This is a genomic window from Aquabacterium sp. (assembly GCF_016195855.1).
Taxonomy (GTDB): domain Bacteria; phylum Pseudomonadota; class Gammaproteobacteria; order Burkholderiales; family Burkholderiaceae_C; genus Aquabacterium.
This window is the reverse complement of sequence record NZ_JACPYU010000002.1, coordinates 214,182-230,723: the sequence shown is the minus strand read 5'-3', so window position 1 is coordinate 230,723 and position 16,542 is coordinate 214,182. Positions and strand designations below refer to the sequence as shown.

Below are 16,542 nucleotides of genomic sequence, written 5' to 3'. Positions count from 1 at the left end.
GTTCGTCATGGGGCCAACAGACAACAACTTTGGAAATACCCGAGGGCCTGTGGACAAGCCGGTACTTGTCCTTTTTTTGTCCACAAGCTTGTTACTTGACAAGGTGGCGGGGCGCTGGCAGAGGGGGTCAAGAGGGCATCAAGGCCACCCCAAAGCCACTGAAAGCCGCCTGGAGCCCTCGGACAACCCTGTGAACAAAAAAAGGACAAGCGGCCCTTTATCCACAAGGCGGGGCCGTTTTGGGAAGTTGTTGTCTGTTGTCCCCAAGGTGAACAGGCTGGCCATCCACAGGCTTGTCCTTGCGCTAAATGCCTGAGGGCATTGAAGGAAATGCACTTGTCCACAGCAAAAGGCGCCCTCTACTACGACTACGACCTTTAAAAAGGAATACAGGTATGTGAAGAGAAATCAGGCGCTTTAAAGGCCAAGCGAAAAAAAGGAGGCTTGAACAGCCTCCTTTTGATCGGGTTGCCCCGGTGGGTGCCAGGTCAGCCTTTGAGCGTCTGCTCCAGCACGTGCAACTGCTGGTTGAGCTCGGAATCCTTGCCGCGCTCGCCCATGATCTTGCGCACCGCGTGCAGCACCGTGGTGTGGTCACGGCCACCAAAGAGCTCGCCGATCTCGGGCAGGCTCTTTTGTGTCAGCTCCTTGGCCAGGTACATGGCAATCTGGCGCGGGCGGGCGATCGAGGCCGGGCGCTTCTTGCTGTACATGTCGGCGACCTTGATCTTGTAGAAGTCGGCCACCGTCTTCTGGATGTTCTCGACGCTGATCTGGCGGTTCTGGATGGACAGCAGGTCCTTCAAGGCTTCACGCGCCAGGGCGATCGTGATCTCCTTGTGGCTGAACTTGGCAAAGGCTAGCACCTTGCGCAGCGCGCCTTCGAGTTCACGCACGTTGGCGCGCACGTTCTTGGCTACGAAGAAGGCGACGTCCTCGGGCATGTCGATGGCTTCCAGCGCGGCCTTCTTGATCAGGATCGCCACGCGCATTTCCAGCTCGGGCGGCTCGATGGCCACCGTCAGGCCGGAGTCAAAGCGCGAGGTCAGGCGTTCATCGATGTTGGCCAGGCCCTTGGGATAGGTGTCGCTGGTCATGATGATGTGCGCCTTCTTGGCCAGCAGGGCCTCGAACGCGTTGAAGAACTCCTCCTGCGTGCGGTCCTTGCCGGCGAAGAACTGCACATCGTCGATCAGCAGCAGATCAAGCTGGTGGTACTTGGCCTTGAGCTCGTCGAACGTTTTGCGCTGGTAGTTCTTGACCACGTCGGAGATGAACTGCTCGGCGTGCAGGTAGAGGATGCGCGCATCGGGCTTGTCGGCCAGCAGGGCATTGCCGACGGCGTTCATCAAGTGGGTCTTGCCCAGGCCGACGCCGCCGTAGATGAACAGCGGGTTGTACATCTGGCCGGGCGCGCCAGCCACGTGCAGCGCGGCGGTGCGGGCCATCTGGTTGGCGCGGCCGGGCACGAGGTTGTCAAACGTCAGGGCGGGGTTCAGACCCATGACCTGGGGCTGGCTGCGCGCGCGGTGGGGCGCTTCACTGGCCTGGTGCTGCGGCAGGTTGACCACGCCAGGGCCACCCATCACGCCGTTCTGTGGATAAGCCACTGGCTGGGCGTAGGGCTGGGCTGGTGCGGCGTAGGCACCTTGTCCTGTTTGTGCGGCTTGCCCGGCTTGGGCATTGGGCGGCAGCGCGCGGCTGGGCATGGCCATGCCGGGTGGGCGCAGGGGTTGGGTCGGTGCGGGCATGGCCGCACGGGGTGCCAGGGCGATGTCCATGCGGACCTCGCCACCTTGCAACTCGGTGAGGATGCCTTCCAGGCGGGCGCTGTACTGCGTGCGGATCCAGTCCAGCATGAAGCGGTTGGGCACGCGCACGCAGACCGAGGTCACGCCATCGGCCAGGCCGACATCGGCGGGCGGCAGGGGGCGGATCCAGGTGTTGAACTGTTGCTCGGGCAGTTCCATGGCCAGGCGCTCACAGGCGCGCTGCCACAGGCTGGCGGTGTCGTGCGGGGAAACGGCGGCGTCTGCAGCCAGTGGACGGCTGGATGCAGGCAATTCGGCGGCGCTCATTTGTGGACAAGTCCTTCCTTGGGAGGCGAATTCTAAGCGCGTTGGGGCCTGAAATTGACAGGTTATCCACAGATTTCTACCCAGCGTGAATTGGTGTAGAAAAGGGCCCCAGGGCTCACTTGGGCGGCCCCTTGATTCAAGGGGCATTGACCGATGCACTAAAAGCTGTTGTAATCGCGGGTTCGTCCGGTTGTGTGCCGGATGTTCAACCGATTGCCCGGCTTTCAGAGAGTTTTTTGAGAAGCCGGGGCCCTGTTGGCAATTGCATCAACAGGTAGACAAACACAAGAATGAGCCGCGGCAAGCTTTGTGCACAGCACCAGGGTTGCGGGCCTCATGAAGGACCATCATGAAACGCACTTACCAACCTTCCAAGACCCGCCGCGCCCGTACCCATGGTTTCCTGGTGCGCATGAAGACCAAGGGTGGCCGCAAGGTCATCAACGCCCGCCGCGCCAAGGGCCGCAAGCGTCTGGCCCTGTAAGGCAGGCCAGCAAAAAGCTGGCTGCGTGCGCCCCGGCTCAGGCCTTGGTGCGTGGCGGTCGGCTGTGGTCCAGCCTGGGTGTGCATCAGCTGATCCATCCGGTGCTGGCATGAATGAAGCCGGGCGAAGTTCTTTCGTGCCCGGCTTTGTTTCGACTTGACTCCCCTCATACCGTGCGTCCACCGAGTCTGAAAGCTGCTGATTTTCAGAGGGCTTTGGGCTCGCGTCCGGTCTCGCGTACGGCCCATTTTGTCCTGCATGTGCTTGCGCGTCAGGCGCCGGCACCTGTTCACCTGGGTGAACCGGCAGGCGAACACGCGGGTGATGCGCCCTCGGCGGTTTTGGCGGCCCAGGCTGAATTGACCGAATTGACCAAGTTGTCAACAGGCGAGGGTGGCGCGGCCGATGTGCTTGTGGATGACTTTGTCGCCGAGATCCCCGAGGCGGGCCGCCAGGCCTGGCGCCTGGGCTTGGTGCTGCCTAAAAAACAGGCAAAACGCTCGGTGACCCGTTCGCTGATCCGCCATCAGGCCCGCGAGGCCTTGCGTCGTCATGCGCCCGCTGTGTGGGCCCAGGGGCGCCATGGTGACGAGGTCGATGGCTGGGTGGTGCGCCTGCGTGCGCCGTTTGACCGAAAGCAGTTTCCCAGTGCCGCATCGGACGCCTTGAAAGCCCTGGTGCGCCAGGAGCTGGACGAACTGTGGCTGCGTCTGGCGGCGCCTGTCTCTCCATCTTCGGGAGCCCGCTTTACAAAGGATTCGCCCGCGCCCGTGGCGGACAACTCCCGAGGTGCGGCATGATGCGCGCTGTGCTGTGCCGTGCCGTCAATGCGGTGCTGATCGGCCTGGTGCGTGGCTACCGTTTCTTTCTGAGCCCCTGGCTGGGTTCGGCCTGCCGGTTCACACCCACTTGTTCCCAATATGCCTTGCAGGCGCTTGAGCGTCATGGCCCGGCTGCCGGTTCTTACCTGGCGGCCAGGCGTCTGCTGCGTTGTCACCCGGGCTGCCCGGGTGGCCATGATCCGGTGCCCGATGTGGCGCCGGGTCTCTTGTCCCGTTATTGCAACCCTTCGTCGGATTCAACTCGCTCATGAATGATCTGCGTCGCACCCTGCTGTGGTCGGTGTTTGCCGTCTCACTGCTGATGTTGTGGGATGGCTGGCTGCGTCATACCGGCCAACCTTCCATGTTCTCGCCCGCGCCTGCCACCACGGTGGCGGCGGCTTCTGGTGCCGATGGCACCGTGCCGCAAGCCAGTACCCAGCTGGTGGCCAATGGGGCAGCCAATGGGGCGGCACCAGCAGCGGCCCAGGCTACAGCAGCCAGTGGTGCTGCCGCGGCGACCGCGCCGGCGCAAAGCGAGCAGGTCACTGTCACCACGGATGTGGTCAAGGCGACCATCGACACGCTGGGCGGCAGCCTGGTCAAGGTCGAGCTGCTCAAGCACCAGGACCAGGACGACCGCAGCCACAACATGGTGGTGCTGGACCAGTCGCCCACGCACACCTATGTGGCCCAGTCCGGCCTGATCGGCACCAATGCGGGCGAAGGCCAGCTGCCCACGCACAAGACGCCGTTCACGGTGCTCAGCAGCGAGCGCCATCTGGCTGAAGGCGCCAAGGAGCTGGTGGTCAAGCTGGAATCGGCACCGGTCAATGGCGTCAAGCTGGTCAAGACCTATACCTTCAAGCGCGGTGACTACGCCATCGACGTGAAGCAGGACGTGGTCAATGCCTCGGCCGCGGCGATCAAGCCCCAGCTGTATGTGCAGCTGCAGCGTGATGGCTCGGCACCGAAGGCGCCGTCTGGCCCGGCCTTCATGGGTGGCCCGCAGGCTTACACCGGCATGGCCGTGTTCAACCAGAAGGGCAAGTACCAGAAGGCCGACTTCAAGCACATTGATGAAGGCAAGGTCGAGTTCGAGAAGGTGGATGACAACGGCTGGGTGGCCATGGTGCAGCACCACTTTGCATCGGCCTGGTTGCAAAACGACAAGATCACCCGCGAGTTCTTCGTGCAGAAGGCCGCGACCAATCTGTATGCCACCGGCATGTTGTTCCCGCTGGGCGAGATCGCACCGGGCCAGAGCAAGTCGCTGGATGCCAAGCTGTTTGTGGGCCCCCAGGAAGAGAACAAGCTCAAGGAACTGGCCCCTGGCCTGGAGTACACCAAGGACTACGGCTGGACCCACATCATGGCCGCGCCGCTGTTCTGGCTGCTCGACAAGATCCATGGCCTGATTGGCAACTGGGGCTGGGCGATCGTGGCCCTGGTGGTGCTGCTCAAGGCGGCCTTCTACTGGCTGAACGCCAGCGCCTACCGCTCGATGGCCAAGATGAAGGCGCTGAACCCGCGCATCCAGACCATGCGTGAGAACCTCAAGGACGATCCGCAGAAGATGCAGCAGGAGATGCTGAAGATCTACCGCGAAGAGAAGGTCAACCCGATTGGCGGCTGCCTGCCCATCCTGATCCAGATCCCCGTGTTCATCGCCTTGTACTCGGTGCTGTCGTCCTCGGTGGAGATCCGCAACGCGCCTTGGATCGGCTGGATCACCGACCTGTCGGTCAAGGACCCGTTCTTCGTGCTGCCTGCCCTGATGACGGCTTCGACGCTGCTGCAGACCTGGCTGAACCCCACGCCGCCGGACCCTGTCCAGGCCAAGATGATGTGGATCATGCCCCTGCTGTTCAGCGTGATGTTCTTCTTCTTCCCTGCTGGCCTGGTGCTGTACTGGCTGACCAACAACGTGTTGTCGATTGCCCAGCAGTGGATGATCAACAAGCAACTGGGTGTGGCGAAGTAAGCAGAGCCTTGCTCCCAAAAGAAAAGCCGCCTGTGCGTGATGCCAGGCGGCTTTTTTATGGGGCTCTGGTGAAGGGAAGACAGAAGCGCCGGGCGATCACCTTCGCTCATGTCCCCCGGTCCGGGCGGAGCCCGTCCCTCCTCCTTTACTTCGCTGCGGTGACCGCCCAGCGCTTCTGTCTTGCGCGTATTCAGTCGTCGGATTGGCGTTTGAGGATCATGGCGGCCACCAGCGCGGTGGCCACGGCCAGCGGCCAGACGGATGAGGTGCCCCCGGCGTTGTCGACGCCGAGTTGGAGGTAGTCGTTGATCAGGTCCAGCATGGTGCAATCTTTCCAATGTCGCGATCAGTCAATGGTGCGATGCAACATTGGTGCCAGTGTCGAACGGCCCGGTGACAAAGCTGTGAAACCGGACATGCACCATTGGAGGATCAGGCTGGGCGTGCCAGGGTGCTGGACGCCGCTGCTGGCTGGCTGCCTCCCCCATGCGCAGGCTCGGCATGGACGGCACCGACGCCCTGCTGCGCTTCGAGCGCGGCCTGCCGGGCTTTCATCTGCTTCCACTTCCAGGGAATGAAGAACTGGCCCAGGTAGGCGTGCACGGGGTAGTAGTGCTCGTTGAACAGGCCCATTTTCGCGGGCTTGACCTGGCCTTGCGGGCGGTAGACGAAGGTGCCGAACAGGTGGTCCCACAGCATGAAGACGCTGTAGTTCTTGGCCTCTTCGATCATGTTGGAGTGGTGCCAGCGGTGCTGCTCGTTGGTGCCGATGATGTAGTTGAGCGGGCCGAAGCTGAAGGCCACGTTCATGTGGGTGATGGTGGCCAGCACGCTGCCGATCACGCCACTGAGGATGAAGGCCTCCTGGCTGACGCCGGTCTGGAAGGTCACGAAGATGGGCAGCAGGCGGCGCCAGATCAGGTCCAGCGGGTGGGCGCGGCTGGCGTTGAGCACGCTCAGGCGGTGGGCGCAGTGGTGCACGCTGTGCAGGCGCCAGAAGAAGTCGATCTCGTGGCCCATGCGGTGGGTGACGTAGAACATGAAGTCGAACGTCAGGTAGGCGATGGCGACCTGGCCCCAGAAGGGCAGGTTGTGGGCCGCCATGCTCTCGGGCAGCACGCCGTACTTGAACAGCAGGCCCGATCCCGTCAGGGCCACCAGGGTGTGCACGAAGAAGTTCTGGAAGGCGGTGATGGCCATCAGCACGCCGTTGTGCAGCCAGTCGTTGAGCACCTCGCCCTTTTCAAAATCGTTGGGCTGCTCGGGCCAGATGTACTGCATCACCGTGGCGGTGATGTAGTAGGGCGCCAGGAAGTAGGTGAAGATCTTGTTCGGGTCGAAACCGTAGTGCAGCACGGTGTAGATGCCCAGTGCCAGCGAGCCAAACAGAAACAACCAGCTTGAAAAACGCTTCAACATAAATGAACCCCGTAATGCGGAGCGAGGTTATGGCCGCGCGTCAAGGCCGTCTACGGGGTTTGTGCCCAAACTCCCGCAGGTGAGGGTGTTCGCAAGAGACAATCGGGGCAAGTTGTTGATTCAAGGCAATGCCAGGGCGAGGTGTCAGGGTGTGCGCGTCCGGTTTGCGCTGGTTTTTGAAGTTGAAAGGTGTCTGTTTGCATGTCATGGCGTGAGCGCAATGTCCCCATCGTGGCTGTGGCCACCGCGTCTGGCCGCGGTGCCGTGGGCATCGTGCGGGTATCGGGCAGGGGCTTGATGCCGCTGGCGCAGGCCTTGTGCGGGCGTGAGCTGCAGCCGCGCATGGCCACTTATGGGCCGTTCAAGGACGCCCATGGCGAAGCGCTGGACCACGGCCTGGCGCTGTATTTCCCGGGCCCGCACAGCTACACCGGCGAGGACGTGCTGGAGCTGCAGGGCCATGGCGGCCCGGTGGTGATGCAGCTCTTGCTGGCGCGCTGCCTGGAGGTGGCGGCCGAGCTGGACGCCGATACCGGTCGCGCGCGCTTGCCGGGCCTGCGGCTGGCCGAACCGGGCGAGTTCACGCAGCGGGCCTTCCTCAATGACAAGATCGACCTGGCCCAGGCCGAGGCGATTGCCGACCTGATCGACGCCAGTACCGAGGCCGCGGCGCGTTCGGCCAGCCGCTCGCTGGGCGGGGCGTTCTCCAAGGAGATCGAGGCCCTGCGCGATCAGCTGATCAACCTGCGCATGCTGGTCGAGGCGACGCTGGACTTCCCGGAAGAAGAAATCGACTTCCTGGAAAAGGCCGATGCCCGCGGCAAGCTCGACCGTGTGGCGGCCACGCTGGACAAGGTGCTGGGCCAGGCCCGTCAGGGTGCCTTGCTGCGCGAAGGCCTGCAGGTGGTGCTGGCCGGCCAGCCCAACGCGGGCAAGAGTTCGCTGCTCAACGCGCTGGCCGGCGCCGAGCTGGCCATCGTCACGCCCATTGCGGGCACCACGCGCGACAAGGTCAGCGAGACCATCCAGATCGAAGGCGTGCCCCTGCATGTGATCGACACGGCGGGCTTGCGTGCCGACCATGAGGCGTCGGATGAGGTCGAGCGCATCGGCATGGCGCGCAGCTGGGAGGCGATCGGGCAGGCCGACGCCGTGCTCTTCCTGCATGACCTGACGCGGGTGGACAACCTGGCTTATGCCCAGGCCGATGCCCAGATCGCCACGCGCCTGCCCGAGGGCGTGCCGGTGGTGCATGTGTTCAACAAGGCCGATGCGGGCAGCCTGTCGCCTGCCGTGCAGGCAGGGGTGCAGCCGGGTGGGCCCGTGCTGGCGCTGTCGGCGCGCACGGGCGAGGGCCTGCAGGCCTTGCGCCACACGCTGCTGGAGATCGCTGGCTGGCAGGCCGCGCAGGAGGGGGTGTTCATCGCCCGCCAGCGCCATGTGCAGGCGCTGCGGGTGGCACGCGAGCACCTGCAGGGCGCGCAGGCGCATGCGGCCTTGAACGACGGCGCGCTGGATTTGCTGGCCGAGGAATTGCGCCTGGCGCACAACGCGTTGGGCACGATCACCGGTGCATTTTCTGCCGACGACCTTTTAGGTGAAATATTCACGCGTTTTTGCATTGGCAAATAGGGCCAGGCGCCATGCCGAAACAGGGCGTGGTATGACTGCCCAGCCGCGCCACAGACGATATTCAGGCCGCATGCCGGCCATATGCAGCCAATAGACGTCATGACCAGGCAACAAAAAGGGCGCTTCGCTTGAAAAGGCGCCCACTGCCAGGCCTTGATGGATTAAATTCATAAGCTCGCGCTGCAGGGCGCCGATACAGCGAGCGAACTTGAGGCACCGATGGATTCCACAGCACTGATTCAGGCAATTCAGACGCTCAACACGGAAGATGCATTCCGTCCGCGTCTGGATCCTCAGCAATGGCGGACGTTTTGCCAGTACCTGACACGCCATGAACTGCGTTCGGGTGATCTGCTGGTCAAACAGGGTGACCACGACCGCACGGTCTATTTCCTGGGGCAAGGCTCCTTGCAGGTGTTTGTCACGGGTGGCACGCCGGGGGCATCGCGCATTGCGATCCTGCGGCCGGGCTCCATCTGTGGCGAGCCAGGCCTGTTTGCCGACGGCCCACGCATGGCCAATGTCGAGGCCATGACGCCGTGCGTGATCTACGCCTTGCGCCTGCCGCGTTTTGAAGAACTCGCCGCTCGCGTGCCCTCTGTGGCCGTGGAGGTGGTGAGGGCAGCGGGCTCGGTCATGGCCCAGCGCATGCGCGCGAACATGACCCGTCAGATTCCGGCAGCTTGAAGCCGTCAGGTTTCAGGTTGGTCTCGGTTACCGTGCCAGCTATAAGAAGAACATTGACCAGCGGAGTAATGCAGGATGTCAGCGAGCCTGGGTTTACGTAGGCCCACCATTCTGGTGGCGGATGATTCGCCTCAGAACATCGAGTTGTTGTCCAAGGTGCTTGGACAGGATTACCGCATCAAGGTGGCCACCTCGGGCGACAAGGCCCTGGCCATCGCCTATTCGGAAGATCCACCCGATCTGATCCTGCTGGACATCATGATGCCCGACCTCAGCGGGCATGAGGTGTGTCGGCGCATCAAGGCCAATCCGGATCGGCGCCGCATCCCCATCATCTTCGTGACGGCCATGAGCACGGTCGAGGACGAGAGCCTGGGCCTGAGCCTGGGCGCGGTGGACTACATCACCAAGCCCATCAGCCCACCGCTGGTGCAGGCCCGCGTGCGCACGCACCTGGCGCTGTATGACCAGTCACGCGAGCTGGAGCGCATGGTGGCGCAGCGCACCAGCGAGCTGGTGGCCACGCGCCAGCAGATCATCCGCCGCCTGGGCCGCGCTGCCGAGTTCAAGGACAACGAGACGGGCAACCATGTGATCCGCATGAGCCACATTGCCCGCCTGGTCGCGCAGCAAGCCGGCCTGGGGCCCGAGTCGGTGCAGTTGCTGTTCCAGACGGCGGCCATGCACGATGTGGGCAAGATCGGGGTGCCCGATCAGATCCTGCTCAAGCCGGGGCCGCTCAACCCGGAAGAGCGCAAGATCGTGCGCCAGCACCCGCAGATCGGCGCCGACATCATCGGCAAGCACGACAACGAGTTGCTGGCCACGGCGCGCACGATCGCGTTGACCCACCACGAGCGCTGGGATGGCGCAGGCTACCCGCAAGGCCTCAAGGGCGAGCAGATCCCGCTGTTTGGCCGCATCGTGGCCATTGCCGATGTGTTCGACGCCCTGATGAACCGCCGGCCCTACAAGGAAGCGATGAGCGCTTCGCAGGCCCTGGCCGTGATGGCTGAGGAGCGGGGTGGTGCGTTCGACCCGACCTTGCTGGATTGCTTCTTCCAGCAGCAGTTCGAGATCCTGCGCATCATGGACCTGTACGCCGACGAGCGGGGCACGGTCGCCGAGATGGCGAGCTGATCGGCTGCCTGCCGGTTCAATGCCGATTCAGCGCTGGGCCGTGAGGCCCAGCAGCACTTTCTCGGCTTCTTCGAAGTCGTAGCGTTCCAGGGCCTTTTGCAGGGCCTGCACCAGTGGATGCTGGCGCAGCGCCGTGCGGGCCTGCATCATGTCGTGCAGCATGTCGCGCGACTGGGCATCGTTGTCTTCGATCAGGTGGCCCAGCCTGATCCACAAGGGATGCAGGGCGCCGTCGTCCAGGCTGGCCTGGTGCTGGTCGGTGACTTCAGTGCGGGGCTTGTTGAGCCGGTCGATATCGGCGAGCACGGCTTGCAGGGCATCCAGCGTCTTGGCGAGCTGGGTGTGCACCTGGGCGCGATGCTGTTCAGTCGTTTCATCCGCAATCTTGGTCTGCATGAGGGCTTCCAGTTGGGTGACGTCGTGAAGGAGCCCGGTGGCGCCGATGTTGCCGGCCAGGCCTTTGAGGGTATGGGTGATCAGCAGGGCCGCGTCCTCATCGGGGGCGGCGGCGAACTGCTCGGCAAAGTCATGCTGGGTCTTGGCAAAGCCTTTGAGCAGGCGCAGGTAGAGGTCCATGTTGCCCATGCAGCGCGACAGGCCGTCTGCGGTGTCCAGTGAGGGCAGGCTGTGAGAGGCTTCGTGGGGCGTTGGCCGGCTGGCTCTGGCGGGGGTGGCCCGGGTGGTGGCCGTGCCCATGGACGCCGTGGAGGCGGCGCTGGCCGGTGCCGAGGGGCTGATCCAGCGGGCCATGATGGTGAACATGTGGCCCAGGTCCAGCGGCTTGGTGATGTGGTCGTTCATGCCACAGCCCAGCACACGCTCGCGGTCGGCGGCCATGGCGCTGGCGGTCATGGCGATCACGGGCATGCCGTGCCACTCCGGCCGGGCGCGGATGCGTTCGGTGGCGGTGTAGCCGTCCATCACGGGCATCTGGCAGTCCATCAGCACGCCGTCGAAGGGGCCTTCTTTGGCCAGCTTGTCCAGGCATTCCTGGCCATTGGCGGCAGTGACCACGCTCATGCCTGCACGTTGCAGCAGGTCGCAGGCCAGCTCCTGGTTCATGGGCTGGTCTTCCACCAGCAGCACGCGGGCGCCGGCCAGCTGGCGCTGGGCCTGCTTGATCACCCGGCTGGTGCCGCCGGGCGCGATGGGGGTGGCGCTGGCGTGGCCCATGGCGCGCGACAGGCTGTCCAGCAGGGTCGAGGGGGTGACGGGCTTGTTGATGATGCCTGCCAGCCCCACGCCATCGGCGGCCTTGAGGGCTTCTTCACGGGCGAAGGCGGTGACCAGCAGCACGCAGGGGCGTTGCTCGGGTGGGATGGACAGGGCGTGGCGCGCAAAGGCCAGGCCGTCCATGCCGGGCATCTTCCAGTCGGTCAGCAGGATGTGGTGGGGCTGGCCATCGGCCAGGCCTTTGTGCATGTGGGCCAGTGCCCGTTCGCCGCTCTCGGCCGTGTCCACATCCAGGCCCAGTCTGCGGGCCATGTCGCCCAGCACCTCGCGTGCAGTGGCGTTGTCATCGACCAGCAGCAGGCGTTTGCCTTGCAGCTCGCCTGCGGTCAGGGCGCGGTGGGCGCCGGGCTGGGTCTGCAGGCCAAAGCGTGCGGTGAAGTGGAAGGTCGAGCCCTTGCCAGGCTGGCTGTTGACCCAGATGCGGCCGTTCATCATCTCCACGAGCTGGCGTGAGATGGTCAGGCCCAGGCCGGTGCCGCCGTACTGGCGCGTGGTGGAGTTGTCTGCCTGGGTGAAGGGCTGGAACAGGCGCTCGATCTGCTCGGTGCTCATGCCGATGCCGCTGTCGCGCACCCAGAAGTGCAGCACCACATCGGACGGGTCCATGCGCTGGACTTCGCAGCCGATGAGCACCTCGCCCTTGCTGGTGAACTTGATGGCGTTGGTGCCCAGGTTGATGAGGATCTGGCCCAGGCGGATGGGGTCGCCGATCAGGGAAGTGGGGATGTCGGGCGGGGCGGTGAACAGCAGCTCGAGGTTCTTTTCTTCGGCGCGCATGCCCAGCACATCTGCCATGTGGCTGATGACGTTTTCGAGCTGGAAGTCGGTGTATTCGAGCTCCAGCTTGCCCGATTCGATCTTGGAGACATCCAGCACGTCGTTGAGGATCTGCAGCAGGTTGCTGGCCGAGCGGTGTGCCTTTTCCACGTAGTTGCGCGCCTTGGCAGGCAGCTCGTCCATCAAGGCCAGGTGCGTCATGCCCATGATGGCGTTCATGGGGGTGCGGATCTCGTGCGACATATTGGCCAGGAAGCGGCTCTTGGCCTGCGTGGCGGCCTCCGATGCCTGCTTGGCGTTGCGCAGTGCGGCCTCGGTCTGCTTGCGCGCGGTGATGTCCTGGATGATGGCGCAGAGCTGGCGGCGGCCGTCGTGTTCAAAGGGGATGAGCACGACTTCGGCATCGAAGACCTCGCCATCCAGCCGGGCGTGACGCCACTCCATCGTGACGTGCTGCCCTTTGGCAATGGCTTCCTGGGGGATGCCGCGCACTTCGGCGTCTTGCACATAACCGGCGGGTGACAGGGGTGGCTTGTTGGGTTGCAGGCCTTTGAGGGCCTGCTCGCTCTCGCCACCAAACAGCTGCACGGCGCTGGGGTTGCAGCGCGTGATGCCCTGGTCATCATTGAAGAAGATGAAGGCAAAGGGGGCGTGCGTGAAGACGGCCTGGGAGCGGGCTTCGACTTCCTTGCGCGCCGTGACGTCGGCCCAGTAGCCGTTGTAGGTGCGGCTGCCATCGTCATGCGTGACGCACTGGCTGTCGCAACGCAGCCAGCGGCGCAGGCCGTTGAGGTTGAGCGGGAACTCGACGGCGCTCAGGGGGGGGCGCGTCATGGTGGTTTGGTCGGCGGGCTGGTCCGGGCTCTGGTTCATCAGTCGCCAGGGCAGGTGGGGGTCCTGCATCAAGGTCTCGGGGGAGACGCCCAGCAGGCGCTCGGCGCCTTCACCGATGAAGCTGAAATAGGGCAGGCCGCGTGCCGGTTGCCGGTAGCAGAACACCGTCAGCGGCAGGGCGTGGGCCATGTCGTTGAGTTCCTGCTTGGCCCGCAGCAAGGCGGCCTGGCGTTGCAGGCGCTGCGCGCGCATGGTGATCAGCCAGTAACCCATGATCAGGGCCAGCGCCGTGGCGGTGCCCCAGCCCGCGATGATGGGGGCTTCACCGCTGATGGGCACCAGCGACCAGGCGGTGAGGTTGCCGTAGTTCAGGGGGCTGGACAGGGCCATGAAGCGGCCATCCGCGCGCTGTACCTCGGTGACGTTGCGGCTGCCCACGTGCATCGTGCCGATGCGCCAGCCCAGGTCGGCGGGGATGCGCTGGTAATTGCGCCGCAGGCTGTCCTCGTCCAGGCTGACGGGGCCGTGCAGCATGGTGCGGCCCAGCAATTGGTCGACCTGGTTGCCGATCAGCATCACGCCGTGTTCGTCGGTGACGAAGAGCTGGTGGGTGGTGTCGTTGAACAGGCGTGTGAGCGAGGCCGATTCCTGCGCGACCACGATGGCACCGACCGTGCCTTCGGGGCCATCAACCCGCGCCGAAAAGTAGAAGCCGGGGATCTTGTTGATGCGGCCTACGGCGAACTGCGAGCCATGCCCGTTCTCAATGGCGTCGATGTAGTAGCGGCGGGTGCGGAAGTTGCCGCCAATGGCGCTGGTCGTGGTGTCGATGCTCGCGTCGGCCAGTACCGTGCCGTAACGGTCCATCATGAACAGGTGGTCAAGCCGGAAGTCGTGCGTGGTGTCCAGCAGGGTCTGGCTGGTCTTGCGCACGGCTGGCAGGCGGCTGAGTTCGTCGCGCACGCGTTCGCGGCTGGCTTCGGTCAGGCCTTCGCTGCCCGGGACCTTGACCTCGTGCAGGAAGCGCACGACATCGGTCTGGCGGCTCAAGGCCAGGGGCAGGGCCGCGTATTGCTGGAAGCTGACGTTGAGGGTTTCGTGCAGGCTGTTGAGCCGCAACTGGGCGCTTTCGAGCTGATCCAGGCGGTGCTCGGTGAGCTCTCGCTGAATCATCCAGGCGCCCAGGCCACCAATGACCACGGTCCAGACCACCGCCGCCCGCCATAAACGGGGGTTGGCACGGAGGCTGGCCAAGTAGCCCTGGGGCTGATCGCGTGGTGGATGAGGCTCGGTGGACGCGGGGCCCATGCAGGAAGCTCCTCTGTGGCCGATACCCGGGACCCTACCCGGGTAAACAGTGGCCACCGAGTGTGCACGGTCTTGGGGCTTCAGCCTAGGGGGGCAATGCGGTCATCCGTGCGGTTTTCAGCCTTTGAGCAACAGGCTTTCTGCCCGGGAGAGGTCCTGGGGGCGCCCGGAGAGCACCAGGGTGTCGCCCACATGCAAGATGATGGCCCCGTCGGGGTTGACCACCTTGCCCTCGGCTCGCCGCACCGAGACCACGGCCACCCCGCTGGCCTCCTGGTCCAGGCTGGCACTCAGGGGGTGGCCGATGCAGTCGGAGTCGGCCGTGAGCGTGACCGACATCAGGCGCTGCAACTCCAGCTCATCGACGCTGTCATCGTCGGCGCCGTGGAAGTAGCCACGCAGCAGGCCGTAACGCGCCACCCGCTGGTCCTGCACCAGCCGGATCACGCGGCGGATGGGCACGCCCACCAGGGCCAGGGTCTGCGAGGCCAGCATGAGCGAGCCCTCGATGGCTTCGGGCACCACCACGGTGGCCCCGGCCGCGCGCAAGGCGTCCAGCCGCGCATCGTCGATGGTGCGCACGGCCACCGGGACAGCCGGCGCATGTTCGCGCACCAGGCTGAGGATTTTCTTGGCCGAGGGCGTGTCCGGATAAGTGATGACCAGGGCCGAGGCGCGCGACAGGCCGGCAGCGACCAGGCTCTGCAGCCGGGTGGCGTCACCAAAGGACACGTTCTGTCCGGCGGCGGCGGCCTGTTGCACGCGGTCGGGGTCCAGGTCCAGTGCCACATAAGGGATGTGCTCCTGCTCCAGCAGACGGGCCAGGTTCTGGCCGCTGCGACCGTAGCCGCAGATGATCACGTGGCGCTCGGTGTTGATGGACTTGGTGGCGATCTTGGTCATGGCCAGCGACTGCATCAGCCAGTCCGACGAGGACACGCGCATCACGATGCGGTTGCTGTACATGATGATCAGCGGTGTGGCCAGCATGGACAGCACCATGGCCGCCAGCAACGGACTCTCGACCTGACGCGGGATGAGGTGCTCGGCCGTGGCCAGCGACAGCAGCACGAAGCCGAACTCACCGGCCTGGGCCAGGTACAGGCCCGTGCGCAGCGCCACGCCGGTGCTGGCCCCGAACACCTTGGCCAGGGTGGTGATCAGGCCCAGCTTGAACAGCAGCGGGCCGGTGGCCAGCAGCAGCACCAGGGCCCATTGTTCATACAGGCTGCGCCAGTCCAGCTTCATGCCGATGGTGATGAAGAACAGGCCCAGCAGCACGTCATGGAAGGGGCGGATGTCGGTCTCCACCTGGTGCTTGTATTCGGTCTCGGCGATCAGCATGCCGGCCACAAAGGCACCCAGCGCCAGCGACAGGCCGAAGTGCTCGGTCAACCAGGCCAGGCCCAGTGTGACCAGCAGCAGGTTGAGCATGAACAGCTCTTCGCTCTTGCGGCGCGCGACCATGTCCAGCCACCAGTGCATCACCTTCTGGCCACCGGCCAGCAGCACCGTCAGCAGGGCGCCGGCCTTGAGCGCGGCCAGGCCCAGGGTGCGCGTCATCTCGGAGGCCGAATCCCCCAGCGCGGGGATCAGCACCAGCAGCGGCACCACGGCCAGATCCTGGAACAGCAGGATGCCGATCACGCGGCGCCCATGCTCGCTCTCCAGCTCCAGCCGGTCGGCCATCATCTTGACCACGATGGCCGTGCTGCTCATGGCCAGCGCACCACCGAGCGCCACCGCGCTTTGCCAGTTGATGCCCCAGCCCAGCAGGCCGCCATGGTGGCCCAGCCAGGCCAGGATGGCATTGAGGGCCACATGGCCGACCAGGGTGGCCAGGACCGTCAGGCCCACCTGGCTGAAGCCCAGCCCGAACACCAGCGAGCGCATGCTCTTGAGCTTGGGCAGGTTGAACTCCAGCCCGATCACGAACATCAGGAAGACCACACCGAACTCGGCCAGGTACTGCACGCCGGCCGAATCCTTGGCCAGCGCCAGGGCATTGGGCCCGATCACCACGCCCACGGCCAGGTAGCCCAGCATCGGGGGCAATTTCATCAGCCGGCACAAGACCACACCAATCACGGCGGCAAACAGATACAGCAGTGTCAGATCGAGCGTGGTGGCCATAGAGTCCCTAGA

At 64.5% G+C, this 16,542-nt stretch carries 12 protein-coding genes; 7 read left to right on the top strand and 5 right to left on the bottom strand.

The features are described from left to right. Nucleotides 1-488: 488 nt before the first annotated feature. Nucleotides 489-2,078 (bottom strand): chromosomal replication initiator protein DnaA, encoded by a 1,590-nt coding sequence (gene dnaA, locus HY019_RS01160; RefSeq protein ID WP_290687685.1) that lies wholly within the window; start codon nucleotides 2,076-2,078, stop codon nucleotides 489-491. Between the two features lie 349 nt (nucleotides 2,079-2,427). Here dnaA and rpmH point away from each other — a divergent pair, with 349 nt between their 5' ends. From rpmH to yidC, 4 genes are all read left to right on the top strand, one after another. Beyond that, entirely contained in the window at nucleotides 2,428-2,562 is a 135-nt protein-coding gene (gene rpmH, locus HY019_RS01155; protein WP_035037398.1) for a 50S ribosomal protein L34, read from the top strand. A 368-nt stretch (nucleotides 2,563-2,930) separates the two neighbouring features. Further along, nucleotides 2,931-3,362: a ribonuclease P protein component gene (locus HY019_RS21500; RefSeq protein WP_363302051.1), complete on the top strand. Its 432-nt coding sequence runs from the start codon at nucleotides 2,931-2,933 to the stop codon at nucleotides 3,360-3,362. Beyond that, nucleotides 3,359-3,655 carry a membrane protein insertion efficiency factor YidD gene (gene yidD / locus HY019_RS01145; protein WP_235333903.1) on the top strand — a complete coding sequence of 99 codons (297 nt, stop codon included), beginning with the start codon at nucleotides 3,359-3,361 and terminating at the stop codon, nucleotides 3,653-3,655. Before HY019_RS21500 ends, yidD begins: the two co-directional genes overlap by 4 nt. Then, nucleotides 3,652-5,367, top strand: a complete 1,716-nt coding sequence (gene yidC, locus HY019_RS01140; protein WP_290687680.1) for a membrane protein insertase YidC — start codon at nucleotides 3,652-3,654, stop codon at nucleotides 5,365-5,367. Before yidD ends, yidC begins: the two co-directional genes overlap by 4 nt. A 190-nt stretch (nucleotides 5,368-5,557) precedes the next feature. Here yidC and HY019_RS01135 read toward each other — a convergent pair whose 3' ends face one another. After that, on the bottom strand, nucleotides 5,558-5,689 hold the full coding sequence (locus HY019_RS01135) for a hypothetical protein (RefSeq protein WP_290687678.1): 132 nt from the start codon (nucleotides 5,687-5,689) through the stop codon (nucleotides 5,558-5,560). 110 nt (nucleotides 5,690-5,799) lie between these two features. Next, entirely contained in the window at nucleotides 5,800-6,786 is a 987-nt protein-coding gene (locus HY019_RS01130) for a sterol desaturase family protein (protein WP_290687676.1), read from the bottom strand. 201 nt (nucleotides 6,787-6,987) lie between these two features. Here HY019_RS01130 and mnmE point away from each other — a divergent pair, with 201 nt between their 5' ends. From mnmE to HY019_RS01115, 3 genes are all read left to right on the top strand, one after another. Beyond that, the gene (gene mnmE / locus HY019_RS01125; RefSeq protein ID WP_290687674.1) at nucleotides 6,988-8,418 is read left to right on the top strand and encodes a tRNA uridine-5-carboxymethylaminomethyl(34) synthesis GTPase MnmE; all 1,431 of its coding nucleotides are present in this window, start codon (nucleotides 6,988-6,990) and stop codon (nucleotides 8,416-8,418) included. 219 nt (nucleotides 8,419-8,637) lie between these two features. Then, nucleotides 8,638-9,105: a cyclic nucleotide-binding domain-containing protein gene (locus HY019_RS01120; protein ID WP_290687673.1), complete on the top strand. Its 468-nt coding sequence runs from the start codon at nucleotides 8,638-8,640 to the stop codon at nucleotides 9,103-9,105. Nucleotides 9,106-9,180: 75 nt separating this feature from the next. Next, entirely contained in the window at nucleotides 9,181-10,245 is a 1,065-nt protein-coding gene (locus HY019_RS01115; protein WP_290687672.1) for an HD domain-containing phosphohydrolase, read from the top strand. A 27-nt stretch (nucleotides 10,246-10,272) separates the two neighbouring features. Here HY019_RS01115 and HY019_RS01110 read toward each other — a convergent pair whose 3' ends face one another. Continuing rightward, nucleotides 10,273-14,397, bottom strand: coding sequence for a response regulator (locus HY019_RS01110; protein ID WP_290687670.1), 4,125 nt, complete (start codon nucleotides 14,395-14,397; stop codon nucleotides 10,273-10,275). 117 nt (nucleotides 14,398-14,514) lie between these two features. After that, nucleotides 14,515-16,530: a monovalent cation:proton antiporter family protein gene (locus tag HY019_RS01105; protein ID WP_290687668.1), complete on the bottom strand. Its 2,016-nt coding sequence runs from the start codon at nucleotides 16,528-16,530 to the stop codon at nucleotides 14,515-14,517. Nucleotides 16,531-16,542 lie beyond the last annotated feature (12 nt).

Excerpts from the sequence above, each read along its gene's own strand:
- mnmE (WP_290687674.1), top strand. The coding sequence starts at position 6,988 with ATGTCATGGCGTGAGCGCAATGTCCCCATCGTGGCTGTGGCCACCGCG.
- dnaA (WP_290687685.1), bottom strand. The coding sequence starts at position 2,078 with ATGAGCGCCGCCGAATTGCCTGCATCCAGCCGTCCACTGGCTGCAGAC.
- HY019_RS01115 (WP_290687672.1), top strand. The coding sequence starts at position 9,181 with ATGTCAGCGAGCCTGGGTTTACGTAGGCCCACCATTCTGGTGGCGGAT.
- HY019_RS01105 (WP_290687668.1), bottom strand. The coding sequence starts at position 16,530 with ATGGCCACCACGCTCGATCTGACACTGCTGTATCTGTTTGCCGCCGTG.
- HY019_RS01130 (WP_290687676.1), bottom strand. The coding sequence starts at position 6,786 with ATGTTGAAGCGTTTTTCAAGCTGGTTGTTTCTGTTTGGCTCGCTGGCA.
- yidC (WP_290687680.1), top strand. The coding sequence starts at position 3,652 with ATGAATGATCTGCGTCGCACCCTGCTGTGGTCGGTGTTTGCCGTCTCA.
- HY019_RS01120 (WP_290687673.1), top strand. The coding sequence starts at position 8,638 with ATGGATTCCACAGCACTGATTCAGGCAATTCAGACGCTCAACACGGAA.
- yidD (WP_235333903.1), top strand. The coding sequence starts at position 3,359 with ATGATGCGCGCTGTGCTGTGCCGTGCCGTCAATGCGGTGCTGATCGGC.
- HY019_RS01110 (WP_290687670.1), bottom strand. The coding sequence starts at position 14,397 with ATGGGCCCCGCGTCCACCGAGCCTCATCCACCACGCGATCAGCCCCAG.
- rpmH (WP_035037398.1), top strand. The coding sequence starts at position 2,428 with ATGAAACGCACTTACCAACCTTCCAAGACCCGCCGCGCCCGTACCCAT.
- HY019_RS01135 (WP_290687678.1), bottom strand. The coding sequence starts at position 5,689 with ATGCTGGACCTGATCAACGACTACCTCCAACTCGGCGTCGACAACGCC.